This is a genomic window from Geoglobus acetivorans, from assembly GCF_000789255.1.
GTDB lineage: Archaea > Halobacteriota > Archaeoglobi > Archaeoglobales > Archaeoglobaceae > Geoglobus > Geoglobus acetivorans_B.
In genome coordinates this window covers 1840648-1860815 of sequence record NZ_CP009552.1, presented here as the reverse complement: position 1 = coordinate 1860815, position 20168 = coordinate 1840648, and the positions used below count along the sequence as shown (strand labels likewise).

The 20168-nt window shown below is 45.7% G+C and carries 30 protein-coding genes; 7 read left to right on the top strand and 23 right to left on the bottom strand.

Annotation, left to right across the window (positions count from 1 at the left end; translation table 11 throughout):
- Positions 1–15: 15 nt before the first annotated feature.
- On the bottom strand, positions 16–921 hold the full coding sequence (locus GACE_RS11075; RefSeq protein WP_048090325.1) for an IS481 family transposase: 906 nt from the start codon (positions 919–921) through the stop codon (positions 16–18).
- 98 nt (positions 922–1019) lie between these two features.
- Here GACE_RS11075 and GACE_RS11070 point away from each other — a divergent pair, with 98 nt between their 5' ends.
- Positions 1020–1760: a hypothetical protein gene (locus GACE_RS11070; protein WP_048093420.1), complete on the top strand. Its 741-nt coding sequence runs from the start codon at positions 1020–1022 to the stop codon at positions 1758–1760.
- Positions 1761–2072 carry a hypothetical protein gene (locus tag GACE_RS11065; RefSeq protein ID WP_048093417.1) on the top strand — a complete coding sequence of 104 codons (312 nt, stop codon included), beginning with the start codon at positions 1761–1763 and terminating at the stop codon, positions 2070–2072.
- 192 nt (positions 2073–2264) lie between these two features.
- On the opposite strand, the gene GACE_RS11060 is transcribed toward GACE_RS11065, so the two are convergent.
- Positions 2265–2993, bottom strand: coding sequence for an ATPase domain-containing protein (locus GACE_RS11060; RefSeq protein ID WP_084063773.1), 729 nt, complete (start codon positions 2991–2993; stop codon positions 2265–2267).
- 109 nt (positions 2994–3102) lie between these two features.
- Between GACE_RS11060 and fbp the strand changes: the two genes are divergently transcribed.
- The 5 genes from fbp to GACE_RS11035 all read left to right on the top strand — a co-directional run bounded on the left by fbp (position 3103) and on the right by GACE_RS11035 (position 7103).
- Positions 3103–4218 carry a fructose-1,6-bisphosphate aldolase/phosphatase gene (gene fbp / locus GACE_RS11055; protein WP_048093415.1) on the top strand — a complete coding sequence of 372 codons (1116 nt, stop codon included), beginning with the start codon at positions 3103–3105 and terminating at the stop codon, positions 4216–4218.
- Between the two features lie 99 nt (positions 4219–4317).
- The gene (locus tag GACE_RS11050; RefSeq protein WP_048093413.1) at positions 4318–5463 is read left to right on the top strand and encodes a hypothetical protein; all 1146 of its coding nucleotides are present in this window, start codon (positions 4318–4320) and stop codon (positions 5461–5463) included.
- A 380-nt stretch (positions 5464–5843) separates the two neighbouring features.
- Positions 5844–6371, top strand: coding sequence for a diacylglycerol/polyprenol kinase family protein (locus GACE_RS11045; RefSeq protein WP_048093411.1), 528 nt, complete (start codon positions 5844–5846; stop codon positions 6369–6371).
- A gap of 61 nt (positions 6372–6432) precedes the next feature.
- Positions 6433–6804: a HEPN domain-containing protein gene (locus GACE_RS11040; protein ID WP_048093410.1), complete on the top strand. Its 372-nt coding sequence runs from the start codon at positions 6433–6435 to the stop codon at positions 6802–6804.
- Complete coding sequence (locus GACE_RS11035; RefSeq protein WP_052400308.1) at positions 6792–7103, top strand: nucleotidyltransferase domain-containing protein; 312 nt, start codon at positions 6792–6794, stop codon at positions 7101–7103. Before GACE_RS11040 ends, GACE_RS11035 begins: the two co-directional genes overlap by 13 nt.
- Positions 7104–7200: 97 nt before the next feature.
- On the opposite strand, the gene GACE_RS11030 is transcribed toward GACE_RS11035, so the two are convergent.
- Genes GACE_RS11030 through GACE_RS10930 form a run of 21 tightly spaced genes read right to left on the bottom strand, consistent with a single transcriptional unit; the run spans position 7201 to position 20164 of the window.
- Entirely contained in the window at positions 7201–8232 is a 1032-nt protein-coding gene (locus GACE_RS11030) for an mRNA surveillance protein pelota (RefSeq protein WP_048093409.1), read from the bottom strand.
- Positions 8174–9337, bottom strand: coding sequence for a DNA primase large subunit PriL (locus tag GACE_RS11315; RefSeq protein ID WP_052400307.1), 1164 nt, complete (start codon positions 9335–9337; stop codon positions 8174–8176). The genes GACE_RS11030 and GACE_RS11315 overlap by 59 nt, the downstream gene beginning before the upstream one ends.
- The gene (locus GACE_RS11020) at positions 9334–10071 is read right to left on the bottom strand and encodes a DNA polymerase sliding clamp (protein WP_048093949.1); all 738 of its coding nucleotides are present in this window, start codon (positions 10069–10071) and stop codon (positions 9334–9336) included. Before GACE_RS11020 ends, GACE_RS11315 begins: the two co-directional genes overlap by 4 nt.
- 50 nt (positions 10072–10121) lie before the next feature.
- Positions 10122–11126: an RNA-guided pseudouridylation complex pseudouridine synthase subunit Cbf5 gene (locus GACE_RS11015; protein WP_048093408.1), complete on the bottom strand. Its 1005-nt coding sequence runs from the start codon at positions 11124–11126 to the stop codon at positions 10122–10124.
- Positions 11104–11643 (bottom strand): (d)CMP kinase, encoded by a 540-nt coding sequence (gene cmk / locus GACE_RS11010; protein WP_048093407.1) that lies wholly within the window; start codon positions 11641–11643, stop codon positions 11104–11106. Before cmk ends, GACE_RS11015 begins: the two co-directional genes overlap by 23 nt.
- An 11-nt stretch (positions 11644–11654) precedes the next feature.
- Positions 11655–12236: a DUF106 domain-containing protein gene (locus GACE_RS11005; protein ID WP_048093406.1), complete on the bottom strand. Its 582-nt coding sequence runs from the start codon at positions 12234–12236 to the stop codon at positions 11655–11657.
- Positions 12233–13714, bottom strand: a complete 1482-nt coding sequence (gene secY / locus GACE_RS11000) for a preprotein translocase subunit SecY (protein ID WP_048093404.1) — start codon at positions 13712–13714, stop codon at positions 12233–12235. The genes GACE_RS11005 and secY overlap by 4 nt, the downstream gene beginning before the upstream one ends.
- Before the next feature lie 25 nt (positions 13715–13739).
- Positions 13740–14273: an uL15 family ribosomal protein gene (locus tag GACE_RS10995; RefSeq protein ID WP_048093947.1), complete on the bottom strand. Its 534-nt coding sequence runs from the start codon at positions 14271–14273 to the stop codon at positions 13740–13742.
- A 5-nt stretch (positions 14274–14278) separates the two neighbouring features.
- The gene (locus tag GACE_RS10990) at positions 14279–14740 is read right to left on the bottom strand and encodes a 50S ribosomal protein L30 (RefSeq protein ID WP_048093945.1); all 462 of its coding nucleotides are present in this window, start codon (positions 14738–14740) and stop codon (positions 14279–14281) included.
- Between the two features lie 5 nt (positions 14741–14745).
- Complete coding sequence (locus GACE_RS10985) at positions 14746–15336, bottom strand: 30S ribosomal protein S5 (RefSeq protein WP_048093402.1); 591 nt, start codon at positions 15334–15336, stop codon at positions 14746–14748.
- 4 nt (positions 15337–15340) lie between these two features.
- Positions 15341–15898, bottom strand: coding sequence for a 50S ribosomal protein L18 (locus GACE_RS10980; protein WP_048093401.1), 558 nt, complete (start codon positions 15896–15898; stop codon positions 15341–15343).
- Between the two features lie 5 nt (positions 15899–15903).
- Positions 15904–16350, bottom strand: coding sequence for a 50S ribosomal protein L19e (locus GACE_RS10975; RefSeq protein WP_048093399.1), 447 nt, complete (start codon positions 16348–16350; stop codon positions 15904–15906).
- Between the two features lies 1 nt (position 16351).
- A complete protein-coding gene (locus GACE_RS10970; protein WP_048093397.1) occupies positions 16352–16765 on the bottom strand; it encodes a 50S ribosomal protein L32e in 414 nt (137 codons plus the stop codon).
- A 10-nt stretch (positions 16766–16775) separates the two neighbouring features.
- Positions 16776–17312 (bottom strand): 50S ribosomal protein L6, encoded by a 537-nt coding sequence (locus GACE_RS10965; protein ID WP_048093943.1) that lies wholly within the window; start codon positions 17310–17312, stop codon positions 16776–16778.
- A 10-nt stretch (positions 17313–17322) separates the two neighbouring features.
- Positions 17323–17712 carry a 30S ribosomal protein S8 gene (locus GACE_RS10960; RefSeq protein ID WP_048093395.1) on the bottom strand — a complete coding sequence of 130 codons (390 nt, stop codon included), beginning with the start codon at positions 17710–17712 and terminating at the stop codon, positions 17323–17325.
- Between the two features lie 9 nt (positions 17713–17721).
- Positions 17722–17877 (bottom strand): 30S ribosomal protein S14, encoded by a 156-nt coding sequence (locus GACE_RS10955; protein ID WP_048093941.1) that lies wholly within the window; start codon positions 17875–17877, stop codon positions 17722–17724.
- A 2-nt stretch (positions 17878–17879) separates the two neighbouring features.
- Complete coding sequence (locus tag GACE_RS10950; RefSeq protein ID WP_048093393.1) at positions 17880–18380, bottom strand: 50S ribosomal protein L5; 501 nt, start codon at positions 18378–18380, stop codon at positions 17880–17882.
- 4 nt (positions 18381–18384) lie between these two features.
- Positions 18385–19083, bottom strand: a complete 699-nt coding sequence (locus GACE_RS10945; protein ID WP_048093940.1) for a 30S ribosomal protein S4e — start codon at positions 19081–19083, stop codon at positions 18385–18387.
- Between the two features lie 5 nt (positions 19084–19088).
- Complete coding sequence (gene rplX / locus GACE_RS10940) at positions 19089–19436, bottom strand: 50S ribosomal protein L24 (protein ID WP_048093391.1); 348 nt, start codon at positions 19434–19436, stop codon at positions 19089–19091.
- A 9-nt stretch (positions 19437–19445) separates the two neighbouring features.
- Positions 19446–19844, bottom strand: a complete 399-nt coding sequence (locus tag GACE_RS10935) for a 50S ribosomal protein L14 (RefSeq protein ID WP_048093389.1) — start codon at positions 19842–19844, stop codon at positions 19446–19448.
- Positions 19841–20164, bottom strand: a complete 324-nt coding sequence (locus GACE_RS10930; protein WP_048093388.1) for a 30S ribosomal protein S17 — start codon at positions 20162–20164, stop codon at positions 19841–19843. Before GACE_RS10930 ends, GACE_RS10935 begins: the two co-directional genes overlap by 4 nt.
- Positions 20165–20168: the final 4 nt, after the last annotated feature.

Sequence of the window (20168 nt, the reverse complement as noted above, 5' to 3'; positions counted from 1 at the left end):
TGTAGTTTCCTAAAATCATTTCCCACCATCAAACCACCTCCACGAATAACTCAATATTCTCTCAGGAGTCAACTTTCTCAAAAATGCTTTATAGGGAGTCTCCAGTTCATCTAAGTTGAGACTCATGTGGGGTCTTTTGTGATTGTACCACTCCATGAATTCATCTACTGTATCGAAATACTTGATTTTAGCTTCCAGCGTTCCATAGAACCTCTCTATCTTTCCATTCGTTTGTGGGTGATTCACCCTACCCACAATATGCTTAATTTCATTCTCTGCAAGGAATTTCTCAAATTTAGATACTCCTTTAGCCTTCTTCTCCCCTGCAGATGCGTAGAACTGAGTACCTCTATCCGTCAGGATTGATTCCGGCCTGCCATAATCATCCATGGCTTCTTTTAGCACTTTTATGGCATTCTCAGATGTTGCTTTATCAAATACTCCGTAACCAGTAATCAGACGGGAAGCATCGTCCAGATAAGCAATTATCCACTTCCCGTTATAGAAAAACCAGTCTGCATGCCATAATTCCATAGAGTGCTTTCTCTCATACCTTATCCACTTTTTACGCTTTTTCTTGTTCTTCTCCTCCTTAGCATAGCCGTTCATTCTCAACACTTCGTGTATTTTGTTCTTGCTTATTCTGTAACCTCTTTCCTTTAAGATTGTTTGGAGAACTACTGCATTACACCTGTACTCTTCATAGGCTTCTTTTATGGCTTCTATTTCTTCTTCTGATAGTTCTTTTTTAGGTCTACCTGGTTTCTTTGGCTTTGGTATTTCTCCAGTATCTTTGTATTGCTTGTAGATCTGATTTACTCTTCTTGGTGTTATGTTTTCGATCTCTGCTATCTCCTTTGTCGGTGTACCCTTCCCTTTCTCTCTGATAATCCATTTTATCGCTTTCTCGTCAAGTTTCACATGGGGGTTTGTTGAAGTGGGAAATAATTTCGGGAAAAGACACCCAAACAGCAAGATTGCAAAAGATATATATTTTGGTGACGAGAGAATGAGTCCCAATGCTTGAGGTCTATCTCGCGCTTCTCACATCACTGGGAGGACTTTACATAGCCTCAATATTCAACTCAACAGATGGAAGAAAAAACATGATAGCCCAGTCGCTACAGCTCCACGCAGATAAGACCATTCTGGTTCTTATAGCACTTATGGTCGTTTACGCAATCCTCTCAATCCTTCAGATTGTCAACCTTGCCCAGTACATTTCGGGGTCTTCCAAATTCGTACCCAAAACGTACTTCAGTCTTGTGCTCGCAGGCTACGCAGCCATAATTCTCTACCTGTTTCTGAAAATCGTCTTCAGCCTGCATAAAAATTCAATAAAATTCCTGACGCCCCAGTTCAATCAGACCAATATCATTCTTGTGATGGGATTGGCAGTGATCTGGATGTACCTCAACACGCTCAACCAGCACTTCAGCACTATTGCCAACCACATCGCCATATCGCTCAACGGCCTTTTTATAATATCTGCAGTTATGTCAGTATACATCATCTACCTGCTCTCCAAGTACTACAGCATGCTGGTGAAGGGGATGATCCTCGAACATATGGACTTCTACTCACATTTCCTGAAACTCACACTCGCCATAACGCTTTTCTCATTTGCCATGCTCTCCAGAGAGACGCAGGGATGTGAATTAGTCATATGCAACACGCTGATTGCTGGCCACGCAATCATCATGAACCACACAATTTCGGAGCTTGGAAGATCCATAAAAAGAACCTTGGGAATGAGATAAATGGCACAGAGCTGGGAGGAAATCTACAGAAGGGTTCAGACCATTAAACCTGCCCTGAAATTACTGATGAAGGATAGATGCATAGAGAAAGGTTCAGTGATCCTCATTCCTGATGGACCGCTGGATATAGAAATCCGCACGAAAGATGTTCGGTTTTACCTTCATGGAGAACTTGCCGGGATTCTTGATGAAAAGGGTTTGATGATAATAATAGACGAGGCAAAGACAGAGATCGAAAACTGGTGCGTAGCTCTGTCATCCCCTGGATTCAAGAGGTATTCTATTAAAAAGCAGAAAAACAGTGACAGGTGAAAGCAGGACAATACACAGAGTGGGCGGGAGAGTTCATTAACCTCAAACCTCTGAAAAACGGTGGAAGCTGCGAAAGGGCTGTAAAAGGAGTGATTTTCGGATTAATATGAGATGTCATCAAAGAACGCTCATGGTGTGGCTGCCAATTTTACCCACACACCAATAAAAAATTGTGGACAAAATTACACATTCTCAGAACAGTTCTTCCTTTGAATGAACGACAATACCGCCAGAGGTTATATCGTACGGGTGTATCTTCTGGCTGTGATTCGTTCCCCTCATCTTGTAAATTTCAAGGCTTCTTACTCTAACATTCTCGCTTCTCGTATAATAAAGCACTATTGTACCCTCTGTAACGAAGTTCTCCACACCAAACCTGGAAATCATTCCGCTCTCGATTACCTCCGCTGTCATCACGGTTGTCAGACCGAGAACCTCCAGCGTTGTTGATATCTTGAGCAGCTCCACCCTGAACTTGGAAGGATCTGCAATCGAAAAACCGAGTGCCGTTGTTGAGTCCAGAGCTGCCCTCAAAGCACCGATTTCATCCTGGATCGTGATTATATTATCAATAAGGCTCCTTATATCAAATGGCCTGACATCAATGTATTTCTCATCGGTTGGCAGGCCAATTTTTGCTGACGTTGCGTCGATTATCGCAAGCATGTTCTCGTCTTCCAGCTTTTCAAGGTCCCAGCCAAAAACTGAAAAGTTCTCTCTAAGATTCTGGGGCCTTTCCTCCGTGGCAATGAAAATTCCAGGCTCATTAAACTCCTTCGCACCGTTAACCAGAAACTGCATTGCAAATATTGTCTTTCCTGTACCCGAAGGCCCTGAAATCAGATAACTTCTGTCCCTTACAAGGCCTCCCTCACACAGTTCATCAAATCCAGGTATGCCAGTTGGGCATCTTCTCAGCATGAAATTCCCCCTCATCATTAACGTGATTATATCCTCGCACCTAATTATGAGTATGTGGTATATAAAATTAACCTGAAACCTTTTATAGCTTTGATACCCATTTCTGCCCATGAGCAAAACTACAGTGAGTCTAATCAAAGCAGATGTCGGTGGACTGCCCGGACATGTTACTGTAGCCGACGAGCTTATCGAAAAAGCCCAGGAAACCCTGTCCATCGCAAAAGATAGCGGGCTGATAATAGACTTCAGGGTCTTCAGAGCGGGAGACGATCTCGAACTTGTGATGACTCACAGAAAGGGCGTGGACAGCGAAGAAATCCACAAGCTCGCCTGGGAGACCTTTGAGAAGGCAACGGCAATAGCAAAGGAGCTCAAGCTCTATGGCGCAGGTCAGGATTTGCTGAGCGACGCTTTTTCAGGCAACGTGAGAGGAATGGGGCCTGGAGTTGCTGAGATGGAGTTCACGGAAAGGGGGGCGGAGCCGGTAATTGCGTTCATGATGGACAAAACCGAGCCCGGAGCATTCAACCTGCCAATCTTCAGGATGTTTGCCGATCCTTTCAACACCGCCGGTCTGGTCATCGATCCAAACCTCCACAATGGCTTTGTTTTCGAAATATGGGACATCTACGAGCACAAGAGGGTTTTGATGAGCTCGCCAGAAGAGATGTACGACATTCTCGCGCTCATAGGAGCAAAATCAAGGTTCGTCATCAAAAGAGTATTTCCAAAGGAAGGTGGAAAACTTCCAGCAGATGAGCCTGTAGCCGTGATAAGCACGGAGAAGCTGTACCAGATTGCCGGAGAGTACGTGGGCAAGGATGACCCCGTTGCACTTGTCAGAGCTCAAAGTGGATTGCCTGCAGTAGGAGAAGTGCTGGAGCCATTTGCCTTCCCGCACCTGGTCAGCGGGTGGATGCGCGGCTCCCACAACGGCCCGTTAATGCCGGTGCCGTTCCACTACTCCAAGTGCACCAGGTTTGACGGTCCTCCGAGGGTCATAGCCGCAGGCTTCCAGCTCGCCAACGGGAAGCTTGTAGGTCCTGTAGACCTGTTCGACGACCCGGCTTACGACTACACCAGACAGAAGGCCGTTGAGATAGCAGAGTACATGAGGAGGCACGGCCCGTTCGAGCCACACAGACTGCCTATGGAAGACATGGAGTACACCACTCTGCCGAAGGTTATGGACAGGCTGAAGGATAGATTTGAAAGCATAGAATAGCAAAACTCATTTTTCTTTTTCCCGAATCTCCATCCCGGACAGAAACTCATTATGAGATGCGGTAAGTTTTTTAATTTTGACTTTTAAAATATCTATTTGATGAGAATAATTAGGAGTATCAACAACCATGCGGTTTCACCTGTCCTCGGGTTAGTGCTGGCCTTCGCGATTATCGTTGGTGGTATCGGCGTGGTGCAGCAGTTTTTCGTTCCTGTGTGGCTTAAGAATGAAGAGAGCATGCACTACTTCGAAGTAAAGAAAGAATTCGAAAAGCTGGACGAAAAAATAATTGAGGCTGCAAATTATGGCTCCTCAGTTCTGAACGTGTATCTCGATACCAACTACCCGAAATACCCCTTCCTGATTACGCCAAGCAAGGCATCTTCAAGCATAAAGATTGAGAGAATCGGAGAAATGGAATCGTCCCTCCTGTCCAGAAAGATCAATATAACGGCGTTTGTCCTTGAACCTCGCTACCACTACATGAATGTTCCTCCAGAGACAATGATTCTCGGAGAATATTTCTCCGGAGGTAGCGACATCGGTGGAATGGACCTTTACCAGAACGGCAAGATGACACTACTCATTTTTGAGAGTGACGAGAAAACAATATCCGGAAACGCCAAACTTGTCCTCGACGGATTTGGAGAGTACAGGGTTAAAAGTGATGCATGGTTCAACATCTCGGTGAAGGAAGGATACGAATGGTACATAGAACATCTCGCCAGTGTTCTATCTGAGAAGGGATTATCTCCCACAGTTGGCGATAAATGGATAAATTTCACAGTAAGCCCTGACACAGAGATTCTGATGTACTTTGCCGGAAGTGAGCTGAACAACAGTAATGAACCGGCTCCAGTAAAGTATACACTCGGCAGTTTTAACCTCACAGATTCCGACGGGTCGTCTACCACACTTTCAGACGGATCCGCAGTAACTGTAGATCTTACTTCAACAGGAGACCTGAAGTCTTCGCCATCGTTTTACATAACCGGGACCACAGTACCGAACGCAGCAATAAAAGTGAACATCACATATGACACCGGTGAAGGAACAATAAGCCAGAGCTTCACATGGTATTCCGATTCAAACGGAGTGTTCCAGCTTCCTATCGTGCCACCAACAGCGCATGAAGCCAACTCCAATACAATCGCAAACATACGGCTGACGTTTCCAGATGGAAGCACAACTGATTACACCATCAATTTCGTGTTCAAAAATAAAGGCCATGAAAGGGATGATTAGCTGTTTGAGACACCCAGAAAACGTCAGGAATTTGGAAATTTGCCGAAACGGAACCCCCCAAATTACAAACTTTTTTCCAATTTTTATGATGCAGATAGCAGAGCTTAATCCCCAGATAGATATTTGATTGTTTAAAAGAAAAGTCTCGAAGACCAATAGCAACAACTACTTTTACCAAGTACCGTCAGTAAATTCGTGAGTCACGAAAAATAGCACCTACCTGAAAGAAAAACTCAAAGTCGAGAACATCACTTGGGCGCTCAGAAAACCTGAAAAGAGTGCTCTAAATCACTCAGAACGCAAGGGCTGTCAGCCAGCAACTCTGAAATGCAGGGCGAAACAGAGCAGTGTGCGGGAGGCCACTACAGTGGTGATTTCAGATGGACGAAAAGCTCAGAAACGAACTGCTGAGAAAGTCCATCCACATTTCCGGCCTGCTGTACATACCATCCATCATCTACCTCGGGAAGGACATCACGGCCCTTCTCGTTGCAGCCATCACCGTTGCTGCAATCATCTTCGAGATCGCGAGAAAGAGAAAGAGAACGGTCGTTGAAGTTCTGCTGAGGGACTACGAAAGGAAAAGGGTCCCGGGCTACATATACACGGGTGTTGCCTTTTCAACCATAACCCCATTTTTCAGCACGGGAGCATGCATAATTTCAGCAGTTACAGCGTTTGCAGGAGATGGAACTGCCGGAATCGTGAAAAGGGTAAAGCCTGAGCTTGCACTTCCGGCATTCATCCTGCCATGCCTTGTCCTCATCCCTCTCCTGCCTGTGAATCCAGTATATGCCATCATTTCAGCAATCATTTCATCATTTCTTGATGGAAGGAAATGGGAGGATAACCTCACGATACCTCTCTCAGCAGCGCTGAGCTACGAATTGCTCAGATTCCTGTGTTAACACATCCTTTGAAGAAAAGAAGAGTAACATTATTAAGGGTTCAGAAATTACAATGACTCAAATGAGAGAGGAGATACTGCTGTACCTTGACAGGGCAAAAAAGTTCAGGAGAAATGCTGAGTTTAATTTCAGGAACAACGACTATGATCTGGCGATGTTTCACATAGAAATGGCCATGCAACTCCTGATTAAAGCAAAGCTGCTCCACCTCAAGGGATACTTCGAGAAAACGTACAGTCTCAGAAAACTGCTCTCTGAGCTTGAAGACGTTGAAGGTGTGAATGACTTTATGAAAAAGTACAGAGTTGTCCTGAGAAATCTGGAAAGAGCGTACATAACATCCAGATACTATTTTGAAGAGTTCTTCGAAGATGAAGTAGAAGAGGCTTTCAAAGCATTAAGCGAGCTGGAGGAGATCCTGTGGAGAGAATAGCATATTTCAAAAGCCCCGAAAGGTTTGTAAGGGAGATGAAGGAACACATATACAAAGTAGTTAAGGAGTTCGAAATTTACATATTTGGTTCCGCTGTAAGGGGTGACTATTCGCCGGGACTGAGTGACATAGATGTAGCAATCGTTTCTGATGAGTTCAAGGATAGAGACAAAAAGCTCCAAGTCTACGACCTGCTTTTTGAGAAATACTTCCACACACCCTTCGAGTTCCACATTCTGACGAAAAGACAGTGGGAGTTCTACCGGAGATTCATAGGTGATGACCTCGTAAAGGTGTGAAGACCTGATAAATGAAGGATGGTCAGATGGAATTTCCTCCAAGCTGATAAATACTGGAAGCAGTGCCGTACAAATTAGGAGTTAGGCGACAGAAATGCTAAATTTTGAACCTCAGCAGCCCGGCGATCCCGCCCAGCGCCATCAGCTGCTTCCCCGGCTCAAATTCGCTGCTCATTATAACAACCCTTCCGTTCATGTTCTCCACACCTCTCAGAAAGCTGTCAATGTCCCACTTTTCCCTTTCCTTTCTGAGGTACTCGTCCGCAACAAGCAGAATTTCCAGCGCTCCATATTCGTATGCCTTCCTGACGTCTTCAATACCGTACACGGCCTTTCCATCCTTTGAAATTTCCTCAAGCAGCTTTTCCAGATATTCTGCATCTCTTGCAATTCTGAGTTCTCCAGCAATTCTCTCCACAACTCCTCTCCTGATAACCTCAACAAAGCCCCTCATTCCTATGGCCGAAGCATCTGAGAGTATCGCTTTTTCAGCCATTGTTGGATCTCTATCCTTCAAAAACCTGTAGAAGTCCTCCTTGGCAAATCCCGGCCCCGCAATAACCAGGTAGTTGAAATCAACGTTTTTAAGCATGGCATGCACATCTCCAAAAAACTCCTTTCTGGAATCTCCCCTGTCCTTGCCATAGCTCCTTGAAATACCCGCAACCTCCTCGACGCCCCACTGCCTCAAGACACCCAGTACAGCATCCCCTTCTTCTATTGTCAGTATGGCAATATCCGGCCTGTTCGAGCTTTCAACAGCTGCTTTTATTCTCTCAATCTGTTCATCTTTCCATCTCTCCTTAATTATGCTCAGCTCCTTGCCCGGAACTATATTCAGGGTGTGATGTCCCGATTCATCAATTCCCGCTACTATCACGCCAGAAATTCTCAGCCTGTTGGCGAACTTGTGAAATTCCACCTTTTCCACTCTTATACCCAGCCTCACTGTAACCATCTGCTTATCGCTCCTTAGCTTGTCTGAACTTTCACTCGCACGTTTGGTGAGAGAAAAAACCACATCTCCAGGTTCAATTATGTATTTCAGATGCCAGAGATCCTCAACAGATTCAGGAATTAGTTTTATTTCTCCCTGATCGCCCTTCAGACTTTCTTCCACGACCTTCATAGATACGCCTCCTGTAATACTCCACGGGATGGTTCACCCTGCATTCGGCAACGCAGTTCAGGTAAGTCTTCATCGTCGAGCAGGAAGGCACATCATATGACTTTCCTGCCCCCCTCACTCCGGCGATATGCTCGATCTGATACCGCGCCTTTTCTTCATCAAAGTCAGGAGCGTTTTTAAATATTTCAAGTATCTCGTCCACCGAAAACCCGACCTGAAGCATAAATGTGGTTAGAGCAAACCTCGCTGTATGCGCAACGTTGGCTGAAGCCTTGAGATCGGCGAGAATTTTCTTCATGCATGGTGGAAAGCTTTCAAAGTCTCGCACACCCTTTATGTCATCTCCCTTTCTGCTCAGCTCATATTCACTAACAATTCTTTTCAGGGACTCGATACCTTCAATATCATAAGGAAACGGCTCAAAAAGCAAATCTCTGAGATGCTCTTCCACTATTCTGTAGAGTTCACTTTTCTTTACATCCACATACCCAGAAGAGAGGTTTCTCGAAATGAGTTTCCACTCAAGGCTTTTAATTCTCGAACTCGCTTTTAAAAAATCAGATACATGAACAAGAAAACTGTTGTCCCGTTTCATTTTTATGCCAAAATTCGAGGCAACCATCTCCGGCAGGACTTCGCTTACGTCCTGTTCCATGGCATTTCTGAAAGCCCTCGCAAGAGACGTGGAAAACCTTCTCCTCGTTGCTTCACCGAATCCCGATACTGCAGACCGCATCATGAGATATGAAAGTACAGACAACTTGGCTTTTGCTTCATATTCTCTGTAAATCTGAGGATCTGATGAAAAAGCACATTTCCTGAAGCACTCACCACATAAGTCACACCTATTCCACTTTATCCCTTCACCCAAGGCTTCTTTAGTACACACATCTCTGCACGGTTTTTCGCAGGTAAGACACGAAAAGGACTTCTCTTCAGGAGAGAAATCATACTTTCCCGAGTTTAAAAGTTCAGCAAGCATTTCCTCTGCCTGTTCAAGAGCATAGTCAAAAAGAACACCTTTTCTGATCTCTTCAACCAGAAACTTAGACGGCTTTAAAAAAGGATAGTCAGAAATATAGGGTAAAATCGGAAGCAGCTTCATTCTGCCTCTATTCTCGGTGCGAGTATGTACTCGACCTTCGCCTTTCCTCCAGCAACCTCAAAGACGAGTCTGACTGGATAGTTCGTTCCAAGGTGGACCGTAAGCAAATCTCCCGTGCCAGCAACTTTTATGAATTCCTTAAGATATTCCACACTGAACATGCTCCTTGCCTCAGCCCTGTTGAACTCGATGAGCTCAGCTTCACTCATGTGGAAGACAATCCTGTCCACATCGCCTTCAGCCTCAATGTAAAAGCCCGTGGAGTCGCTCCTGAAAACCACGTGGTCGCTTATCTTGTCAGCTGACGCAATCGCTTTTTTGAACTCTCCGGCATCAAGTACGATCTTGGCCGGCAGATCGAGATTTGGTATCTTGGGTTCTTTTCTTATTGCCGATGGATCAATGAGTGCCACGCTGTAAACAACACTTCCGAACTTGACCTTTAGTGTTGCCTCATCCTCCACCTTGAGCTCAACCAGTTCATTCTTCTTTATGCCCTTTGCAATGTCATATATCCTGTTAACATCAACACCAACTGTCTTTTCTTCGTCGATTGAATATGCCTCAAGATTGTCCCTTGAAACGTCCACAATCACCATCGCAACGTTTGCCGGGTCTACAGCCCGTGAATGCAGCCCCTGCTCCTGAAAGTGGAATCTCGCCTCACTGACAAGAGCCACCATTGCCCTTGTAACAGCCCTGAGAACTTCACCGTCCATAATTACATCAATCATCGTTACCACCTTCTCTTTACGATTTAGTCGAATATTATTTATATTTTACTTTAAATTTCTCCTGCTCCCTTTCCTTTCCAGTATGGGGGATACGTACCCCGTTCCATGATTACTCTGAGCGTTTTCGCCACCACACCTTTTTTCATCCTGAACATTTCTTCAGCTGAAACGATTGCTTTTGCTATTGACACAAGCTCATTTTTCAGGGTGAAGAGGGCGACAACATCGCCTGCCTTGATTGACTTCTCGATGTAGTGTATACCTCTCGCAGTCAGATCTGCTCCATGGCAGACCGCATCCACAGCAGTATCCTTTATCACAACCTTCTTCATTGTTTTTGCTGCCTCTTCCATGGGCATTATGATTTCCCGGAGGTATTTCTCCTCGCCGTCCTCTTTCCAGAACATGTATGCGTCAAGCAGATCATGAAGAGTGTATGCCCTGCTTTCATCAAATATCCCTGTCCTGGTTCTTCTCAATTCCTGCATGTGCGCCCCGGTTCCGAGAACCTCACCAATATCGATACAGAGCTTTCTAATATACGTCCCCGCCTCACACAACACCCTGAAAAGTACATCCCTCCCATCAATTTCGAGAATTTCAATATCTTTAATTTCTCTAATCCTCAACCTTTTTTTAACAGCAGATTTCAGAGGAGGTCTCTGATAGATTTTTCCGACAAAAAGCTTCATTACCCTCTCAATGTCTTCTTTTCTTGCATCAGCATGCAAATGCATCAGGGTGATATATTCTTTATCAGATTCCTGCAGGTATTTGACGAGCTTCGTACCGTTTTCAATCAGTACTGGCAGAACTCCCGTAACCCTTGGATCCAGTGTACCCGTATGCCCCGTTTTCTCAACATCAAGTATTTTCCTTATCCAGACTACTACTTCGTGGCTGCTCGGACCCATTGGCTTGTCAATACAGACGAGTCCCTTCGTTATGTATTCCCTCATTGGCCGGTTATAAGGATAAGTCCCATGCTCTCCCGGTTCTCCCTCTTCCCTGATGTAAAATCTATCTTCAAAATCAGGAACCATTCTTTTCATCATATATCAGCTCCACCGCCCTGAAAATCATTTCAGCTATCTGGTCTGCCGTAAACCTTGCCGAGTTAATCATGATATGATACAGACTTCGGTCTTCAATGTCAATCCCGTAGATTTTCAGATATCTCCGTTTCTCAAGCTCTTCCCTGATTTCAGTTTCATTCCTGACAACCTCCACAGGCTTTTTTTCCCTCCTTGCGATCCTCTGAATCCTTATTTCCTTGTCACAGTAAATCCAGACCTTCAAATCTGCAGGCACCATCCAGCCAGACAGCCTTCCCTCTACAACAACATTTTCATACCTGAGAGCCTCTTCTCTCTGGCGTTTATCGATCAAATTGTCGATATCCGGATTGTTTTCAGCATACTTGCTGAATTCCTCAAGACTCATCCCGTGTTCTCTGGCAAGCTTTCTGAAGACCTCTCCGGCAGATATGACAGGATAACCGAGTTTCTCTGAAAGCTTCCTTGCCACGGTGGTCGTTCCACTTCCGGGAGGGCCTGAAATAGTTATCCTCATTTCCCCTGAATTTACACTCCCACTTTAAGAACCTTTCTTACCACCTGGCCAAAGACGATTGAGTTGAACATGTACCACCAGATCCACCACGGGAATATCAGATAGAACTGCCCCACATGGATTTCTCCTGCAAAGGGTACATTGACAATCGGGTTCAGAGTGGATATCTTGTACATCCACATGAAAATCGGTATCGTAACAATCACAGTATAGAACATGGGGTCAAATTGCATGCTCATCAGCTGGGACTGCAGTCTCATAACCTCGTCCCTATCTTTTTCAAGCCTTTTGAGCTTCTCCTGATTGTTTTTCTTTACTGCCTCACTGTACTCCTTCTGAAACTCCATCACTTTCTGCTGAATTTCTTTCATCTTGCTGTAATCCACAGTAAGCTTTTGAATCAGCGTGCTGTAAAACGCAGTAAACACTGCAAGAATCATCACAGTATAAAGAACCCCAAGCTGTTCGTACATGGGGTCAAGAAACGGAGCAAGAACACTGCCAAGAGCTACTCGAAAGTCATGGCTGATAAATATTCCAATAAAAATTGTTATGCCGAGGGCTCGTAAAAAATTTTTGAGGATATCCTTCATATCTCTTCACCAAGCATTCTTCTAACGAGTGGATGCATCTCAGTCAGCTGTTCTTTTGCAAGGTCCTGATAGAGCTTGTACGCAATGCTCACTGCAAGGAGCAGGCTTGTTCCACCAACACCACCAATTGTTCCGAGCATGTTGGCAACAAGCGTGAGCAGACCAATTGCCGCACCACCGAGCACTGTTACCTTGGGGATATATCTCTCAAGAAGCCTTTCAAGCGATTGTGGTGTTCTTCTGAACCCAGGTACCTGCATTCCGCTCCTTGCAATCTGATTTGCCACTGTTCTGGCATCCATACCGCTCGTCTCAACCCAGAAGATGGCGAAGAGAATGCCTCCAGCAACAAGTATCGAAGCGTCAACCAGAAGTCTGAGGATGATCATCCATTCAGGCAGATCTGCAAAGTACGGACTTGCCTTAACGAGAGATGGAATCCAGTCCTGCGGACCTCTTACGGGAGATATCACATACATTAAACCGCTTATTGGCTTACTGCCGACATATTCGCCAAAGATGGTTATCCCTCTGTTGTACATAAGCATTCCGAAGATCTGTATGTTGGCCTGCAAGGCTCTCACGAAAATCATTGGCAGAACACTGGCATAAATCAGCTTTATCGGAAATCTGCCCCTTGCACCCCTTACAGCCGCATGAGCAAGAGGTATCTCAACCCTGGTTCCCTCCGCATAAACTACCAAGATTATGATGATTGCGGTTGTTATCAGCGCGAGAATCCCGCCATCTACAAGCAGAAATCTGAGGCCATCTGCAGTCAGCAAGGTCTCGCCACCATAGTTCTGCGCTATCCAGAACCATCTCGGAATAATACCTGCAGGCATTGCTGAATTCGGTGGTACCACCCAGTTGAAAAGTCCCGTGATTATGCTCTGGGCAACACCAGCGAGAATGAACAGCGAGACACCGCTTCCGATGCCCCACTTAGAGACCACTTCATCCATGTAAACAATTAGAGTGCCACCTATGAAGAGCTGAATGAATATGAGAAGCGAAACTACACCAAGAGAGACGCCAAGCTGCTGGGCAATTAGAGGGTTGGGTTTGAGAAAGCCACCCAGAATCTGAGGCAGTGCCTCGACAGCGATCATGACAAATACAAGAAATCGCTGAAAATCCTGATATGCTGCCCTGTCATCGGGATTTGTTAAATCGAGCTTGATTATGCCTGCACCAACAAGGAGCTGCAGTATGATGCTGGCAGTAACGATAGGCCCAATACCGAGAGCGATTATGGACCCAGTGGCACCAGCAAATAATGCTCTGTACTGCTCAAAAATATCAATGGAGCTTGGATCCAGTCCAAAAACCGGTACATTCGATAGAACGAAATACAGCAAGAGTATCGTAAGCGTCCACATCAACTTCTGGTTAAATGGAACGTGCTCTGTAGGTCTCGCAACACTTGGAATCCTCTCAAAATAAGGCTGTAAGGCCCTAAGAACGTAGTCGACCATCTAAACCCCCCGATAAAAATAAAGATTAGGACTCAGTCTCAATCTTTCCTCCTGCGCTTTCAACCTTCTCAATGGCCTTCGGTGTGGCATACTCAACAGAGATTACAAGCTTTTTACTGACTCTCCCTGAACCGAGCAGTCTGTAGTATCCGAGATCCGCAAGATTGATCCTGTAGACATCTCCATCCTTCTCCGCAAGCCCGTTCTCGACAAGCCTGTCGGCAATTGCGTCCAGATCGCCCACGTTCAGATCCGGCCTTGACTTCAGGTAAGCATAAAGATAGTCATCGATTGCGCCGACTGCTTTAAGTTCCATAAGCCGTTCCTTAAGCTCCTTCTGAAGGACATACTCCCTTCTTACGACCTTTGGTCTTGTGAACCCGCTTTTGCCAATTTCATAAAGGCCTGCCTTTGCAAGCTTGACTGTTCTTATGTATTTATGCTTCAAAGCACCCGCGTTACCTCTTCCGCCTCTATTTCCTCCGCCCCTGTTCCTGTTCTCCCTGCCTTTGCCACACGTTCTCGATCCTCTAAACTTCTTGACCTTCTTTTTTGCCATCGTGCTCACCTCATCCTGTAAATCAGTTTGGAGATATCCTCGCCGTGGTATCCCAGATCCCCGCCGTATCCGTAATGCCACTTGATGCTCTTCAGTCCACCTCTGGGAGGGTGCAATCTGAACACAGGCTTAAGCTCTGGCAAATCCTTCAGACTTGCTTTGCCCTCAACGACAGCTTTTGCAAACTCATCGATGTTCTCGTATCCCGTTTTTTCCTTAACGTATTCATCCGTGAGTCTTCTGTTGCCAACAAGCCTACCCCTATTCCTCAAGAGCAATGCAAGTGTTTCTGCATCTATTTCACCATAAGCCACATAATCCTTCACGATCTGAAGCATCCCACGATAGGATGGAGTGTCCGGCACAATAACGCAGTGATACCTCTTATGGAGCCTCAACAACCTGAGGGTGTCCTTAATTTTCCTGTGGACATCTATCTGACCTCTGAGTCTGATTACTGCCAGCATCACAATCACCTCTTGAGATATACCGTCTGCCTGAGCGCTTCAAAAGTAGCTTTTGCAAAGTTTATTGTTGTTTTGGTCTGACCCCTTGTGAAAGTCCAGACATCCTTGACACCCGCAAGCTCAAGCACCTTCTTTGCAACATCTCCTGCAACAAGTCCAAGTCCTTTTGGCCCGGGAATGAGCGTAACCTCAACACTTCCTGCCGTGCCTCTGACCTTCGCAGGAACACTGTGTTCTCCCCCGCAGCCACATTCCCAGGAACCGCATCCAAGCTGGACCCTGAAAAGATTTATTTTTGCATTTCTGATTGCCTTCTGAATTGCGGGAGCTACCTGAGATGCTTTCCCCACACCAATGCCAACGTAACCGTTCTTGTTACCCACAACAGCAGTAACTCTGAACTTCAGCCTCCTGCCGCTGTCAGTCATTCTCTGAACGAGATTGATCTCGAGAACTTCATCCTCAAGGTCGGGAAGGAGAACATCAACTATTTCCGGCTCTTTTAATGGAAGACCGCTGGCTATTGCTTCATCAATCGTTTTTATCTTTCCTTCTGCTACAAGCCTCCCCAGTCTGGTTCTTGGTTTCCATTCCATTCAATCACCCCATAATCTTTGATTTTACATCATCAACATGTCCGGGAAGTTCTGTAGGCTTCAACCCTCTCTTTTCGTATTCTGAGAATTTCTCTGGGTTCTGTTCGTAATACTGCGCAATGTGCTCACCCCTGGTCCTGGAATCATCAGGCAGTATCCCGTCGCTATGCGGAACATCGAGGCCTGCTTCAACTGCACCCTTAAGCACAGCGAAGATTCTCGCGCCTTTTGATGGAGTCTTCAGACCAATATCAAGGATTGCTTCCTCGATCCCCGCATCAAGCGCCTTCTTACCAATGAGCAAGCCGGTGAGATACGCAGCAGGAGTGTTATTCAGATCCCCTTTCCATCCATATTTTTCGAGCTCCTTTGAATCCGCATAAACGAGAGTCCGGTCTCCATCTGGATGGTAATCCACAATCTGAGCAATGACTCTCTTATTCGTAATTCTGACAACCAGTCTTGGTTTTCTTGAAAGGAGGAGTTTCAACCTCTTTCGATAATTTGTTTTGCCCTCTCTCCTTCTCCTGTACGGAACCTTATATGCTGGACCTTTTGCCATTTAAATCACCTCAGCAAACCATGTGTTTCAAGATACTGATTAAGGTGTGCTATGCTCCTGAACTCGCCACCCTTTGCCTTCCTGTAAAGCATCCGGTAAGTCTTAGCATCAAGAGCCCCCTCCTTTTTAAGCTGCCTGAGCCTCTTTCTCAGCGCTCTGATCCTGATGATCCATGCCCTCTTCCTGGGCATTCTTGCAGTGGCTCTTCCCTTCCTCCTTCCATGACCTCTCCGTCTTCCTTTCTTCCTCTGGGCTTTTCTCTTGTTTATTCTCGCCCTGCTTATACCGTTAACTGGCTTTCTCTTTATCAGACCTCTCTCAATTAATTCTCTCACGTCCTCTTTTGTTGCTGCGCCCGCAATCTCGTCAAGAGCATCGGGATCCATCCAGACCCTGTGAACGCCACAATCAAGTATCTCCGCTGCCAACTTCCTCTGGAATTTCAGATTCATTTCAATCACCCTTAACCGGATTGAGCACCTTTATCCCCAATTCCTTGGCCTTTTCTTCAATCAACAGCCTCTTTTTAAGCCCAACCCTTGATGCAATCCTCACGGCCTGAAACTCAGGGTTTACATTCTCAAGCTCCTTGGGGTTGTGAACCAATACCTCCTCATATCCCGAGGGATGCAACCCTCTTACTCCAGCAGGTGATGAAAAACCCGGATTCGGGAGTACTCTGCCACTCCACTTCCCACCATATCTTTCTCTCCACTTGCTGTGTCTGCCCCTCGGCCTCCTCCATCCAAGATCCCTAAGCTTGAGTTTTTTATGAGCCTCAAAGTGTCTGAATTCGGGCTTTCTCGATTTCATCCTTCTCCTGAGCCTTAGAAGCTTAACTTTTTCCTTTGGCAGATTTGGATTCATTCAAACCACCTCACGGCTTTTCAACAATGTAAATTCCATCCTGGAACACTCTAATATCCAGATTCTTTTTCTTTGTAGCCTGCTCAATGTTTGCTGCTGTCTGACCGCATTCCTCCTTGTCCACACCGGTTACGATAATTTCATTACCCTGCACCTTTACCTCAGCTCTGCCAAATATTCTTGCCCTTCTTGGATGTTTTTCCCCAAGAAAGTTCTCGATAATTACTTCCCTGCCCTCAACCCTCACCTTCATGGGGAAGTGAGAATAGAGTATTCTGAGCCTGTATTCAAATCCTTCCGTAACGCCTCTGATCAGATTATTGATGTGAGCCGCAAAAGTACCCACCATTGCCTTGACCTTCGACTTTCTATCCTCGGTGTACACTCTGACCTTTCCGTCGAGTTTTTCAATGAAAATGCCCCTGTACTTCAGAAATCGCTCATTGCTCCCCTTTGGTCCGCTAACCTTGATAGTATATCCATTAATTCCATCTCCCTGAATTTCGAGGGTGACATTTTCTGGTACCTCTACAAACCTTTCTTCCATTGCAACCACCTCAGTAGACGTAAGCAAGCAAAACCCCGCCCAGTCCTCTTTCTATGGCATCTTTCTGGGACATCACACCTTCGGTCGTCGAGACAATGAGGATTCCAAAATCTCTCGCAGGCAGATATCTCTTTTCGAACTTCTCGTATTCCGTTCTCTTTACCGAAAACCTCGGCCGCACTGCTCCACAGTCATTGATTCTCCCACTGAGTTCAACCACAATTGCACCACCTTTGGGGTCATCTTTGACTTCAAAGCCATTAATGTATCCATAATCCTTCATGACCGCAAGTATCTTACCGACAAGCTTTGAAGCTGGCCTTATTTCCACCTTTGATTTTCCGATGACCTCTGCATTTTTTATTGCAGACATTGCGTTTGATACTGCATCAAGCTGCATTATATCACCTCACCAGTATTTCTTAAAACCAAGCTCCTTAGCAACCTCTCTGAAGCACTGCCTGCAGAGGTAAAGTCCATATTTCCTCACTACGCCTCTTTTTCTCCCACATCTTCTGCAGGGATTAGCGTTTCTACCAAACCTCTTGGTTCTTTCCTTCGCCATAATCATTCAACCTCCACACCGAGTGATTTGAGAAATTCTATCGTATCTTCCTTAGTTACCCTATGAGACTTACCAATCTTGCTCTTCGCAATTTTTCTTCTCGCAACCCTGTAGCCTCTTCTCTTGAGAGACACCACAACATCCATTCCATATATACCCATATCCGGATCGTAATCCACACCTGGAAGGTCAATATGTTCCTGAATGCCGAATGAAAAGTTTCCATCGCTAATCTGTCTTCTGCTCAGCCTGAACTCCTTTACAGTCAGAGCCCTCTTCAGGAATTCAAGAGCATCTTCGCCTCTAAGCGTTACTTTAGCACCTATTGCTTCACCTTTTCGGATTCCAAAGTTTCTGATCGTCTTCTTTGAATATGTTGAGGTTGGCTGCTTTCCGGTGAGTTCCTCAAGGAGCTGAAGAGCCCTCTTCTGTCTTTCTCCGCTCTCTCCAACTCCGATATTTATAACGACCTTGTCAATTATCACTTCTCTCATCGGATTCATTCAGCTACACCCCCAGATCGATCACTGGTTTTTCATCATCCTTTGAACCAACAACGAAGATATACTGTTCAACCGTTGTGTACTCACTGCCCCCGATCTCAATTGTCACGAGATTTGGTGCAGAACCTCTGACCACCTTGTAAGACTTGAGCCTTGCAAGTTCACCAGCATGTGTGCCTCCGGTAACAACTACAAGAGCGCCCTCTTCGAATTTGAGATGCTGCAGGATTTCCTTTTCGGGAATCTTAACCAGAACACTGTCTTTTGTTTTAAATTCGTTTGAACCGATTATGTTCGTCCCATCAAAGAGGTTAAGCTGGACCACTCCACCCTTAAGCGTGGTTTTATTGCTGATTCTGTAAAGTTTCTTATCGTGGTCATCCACTACTATTGGAACATACCTGCCCTTTTCATCAAAGACGATCCTGTAATTTACGTCCATTTTTGGAACAGAAACTATATCGAAAAGGCCTACCGGGAATTTGTAGTCCCTCCGGGGAATGCCGTCAACCAGAATCTCGCCACTGGCAATCACTCTCCTCGCTTCTCTTGCCGTATCGGCAAGTTCGAGGAAATCCCTCACGACCACTAAGAGCGGAAGAGCATTCCTATCATGAGGACCCGGTGACGGTCTCACCAACCATTTTTTAACCTTTCTTGGAACTTTATAGGTCTTCGGTGCGCTTAATCTTTTCTGATGCATGAAAATCACCTCTTAAGGATTTTTTCTCTAACCTCATCTCCCTCTCCAAGCTCGACAATCATAACGTTGGATGGATGGACAGGCAGGGAAACCTCCTCTCCGTTCGCTTTCTTGACCACAACACCCTCGATGAGAATCCTGAGTCTTTTCATGTCAACTTCGAGAACCTTGCCGGTATGTCCCGCAAAGTTGCCTCTCATCACCTTAACCTTGTCCCCTTTCCTTATCCTGATAGCCCTCTTGCCATATTTCTGCCTCAATTCCTTGGAGAGGGTCGCATGAAGGAATCTGTGCCTCTGATGGAGTTTTGCCTCATATATCTTCTTTCTCTGCTTTCTGGGCTGTTTTGACATGGTACCACCTCACACAATTATCGTGGCTATTGAGCCAATTTTGCTGAATCTTTCAGCTGCTTCTCTTGCAACAGGCCCTCTTATCTCAGTACCCTTGGGATTGCCACTTGGATCTGTGATCACCGCAGCATTATCTTCAAACTTGACCCTTGTTCCATCAGGCCTGCGATATTCCTTCCTCTGTCTAACAATAACCGCGTAGTGAACCTGCTTTCGGATGTCGGGACTGCCCTTCTTAACACTGACAACAACGATGTCACCAACCCCTGCAGCAGGATATCTCCTCCTCACACCCTTGTAAGTCTTAACAGCAATTATCTCAAGCTCCCTTGCACCTGTATTGTCTGCACAGACCAGTCTTGCCCCTGTTGGTAACGCCCTTGGAACGACCGCTTTCTTCGCCTTCATTCCTCCACCACCCTCTCAACTATCACAAAGCTTTTTGTCTTGCTTATCGGCCTGCATTCAGCAATCGTTACAATATCTCCTGGCTTGGCATCTATGCATGGAGGGTTGTGCGCATGCATTTTGCTCCTCTTTTTCAGGTATCTTTCATATTTTGGCACGTACCTGATCAGCTCCCTTTCAATCACGGCAGATTTCTCGTAGGTCTTTACAACCCGTCCTCTGAATATCTGACCCCTCACAGAAAGACTCCCGTGAAACGGACAGTTTTTGTCGTTACATTCCTTTTCAGGAGGATTAACATTAATTCCAATATCTCTCATCCAC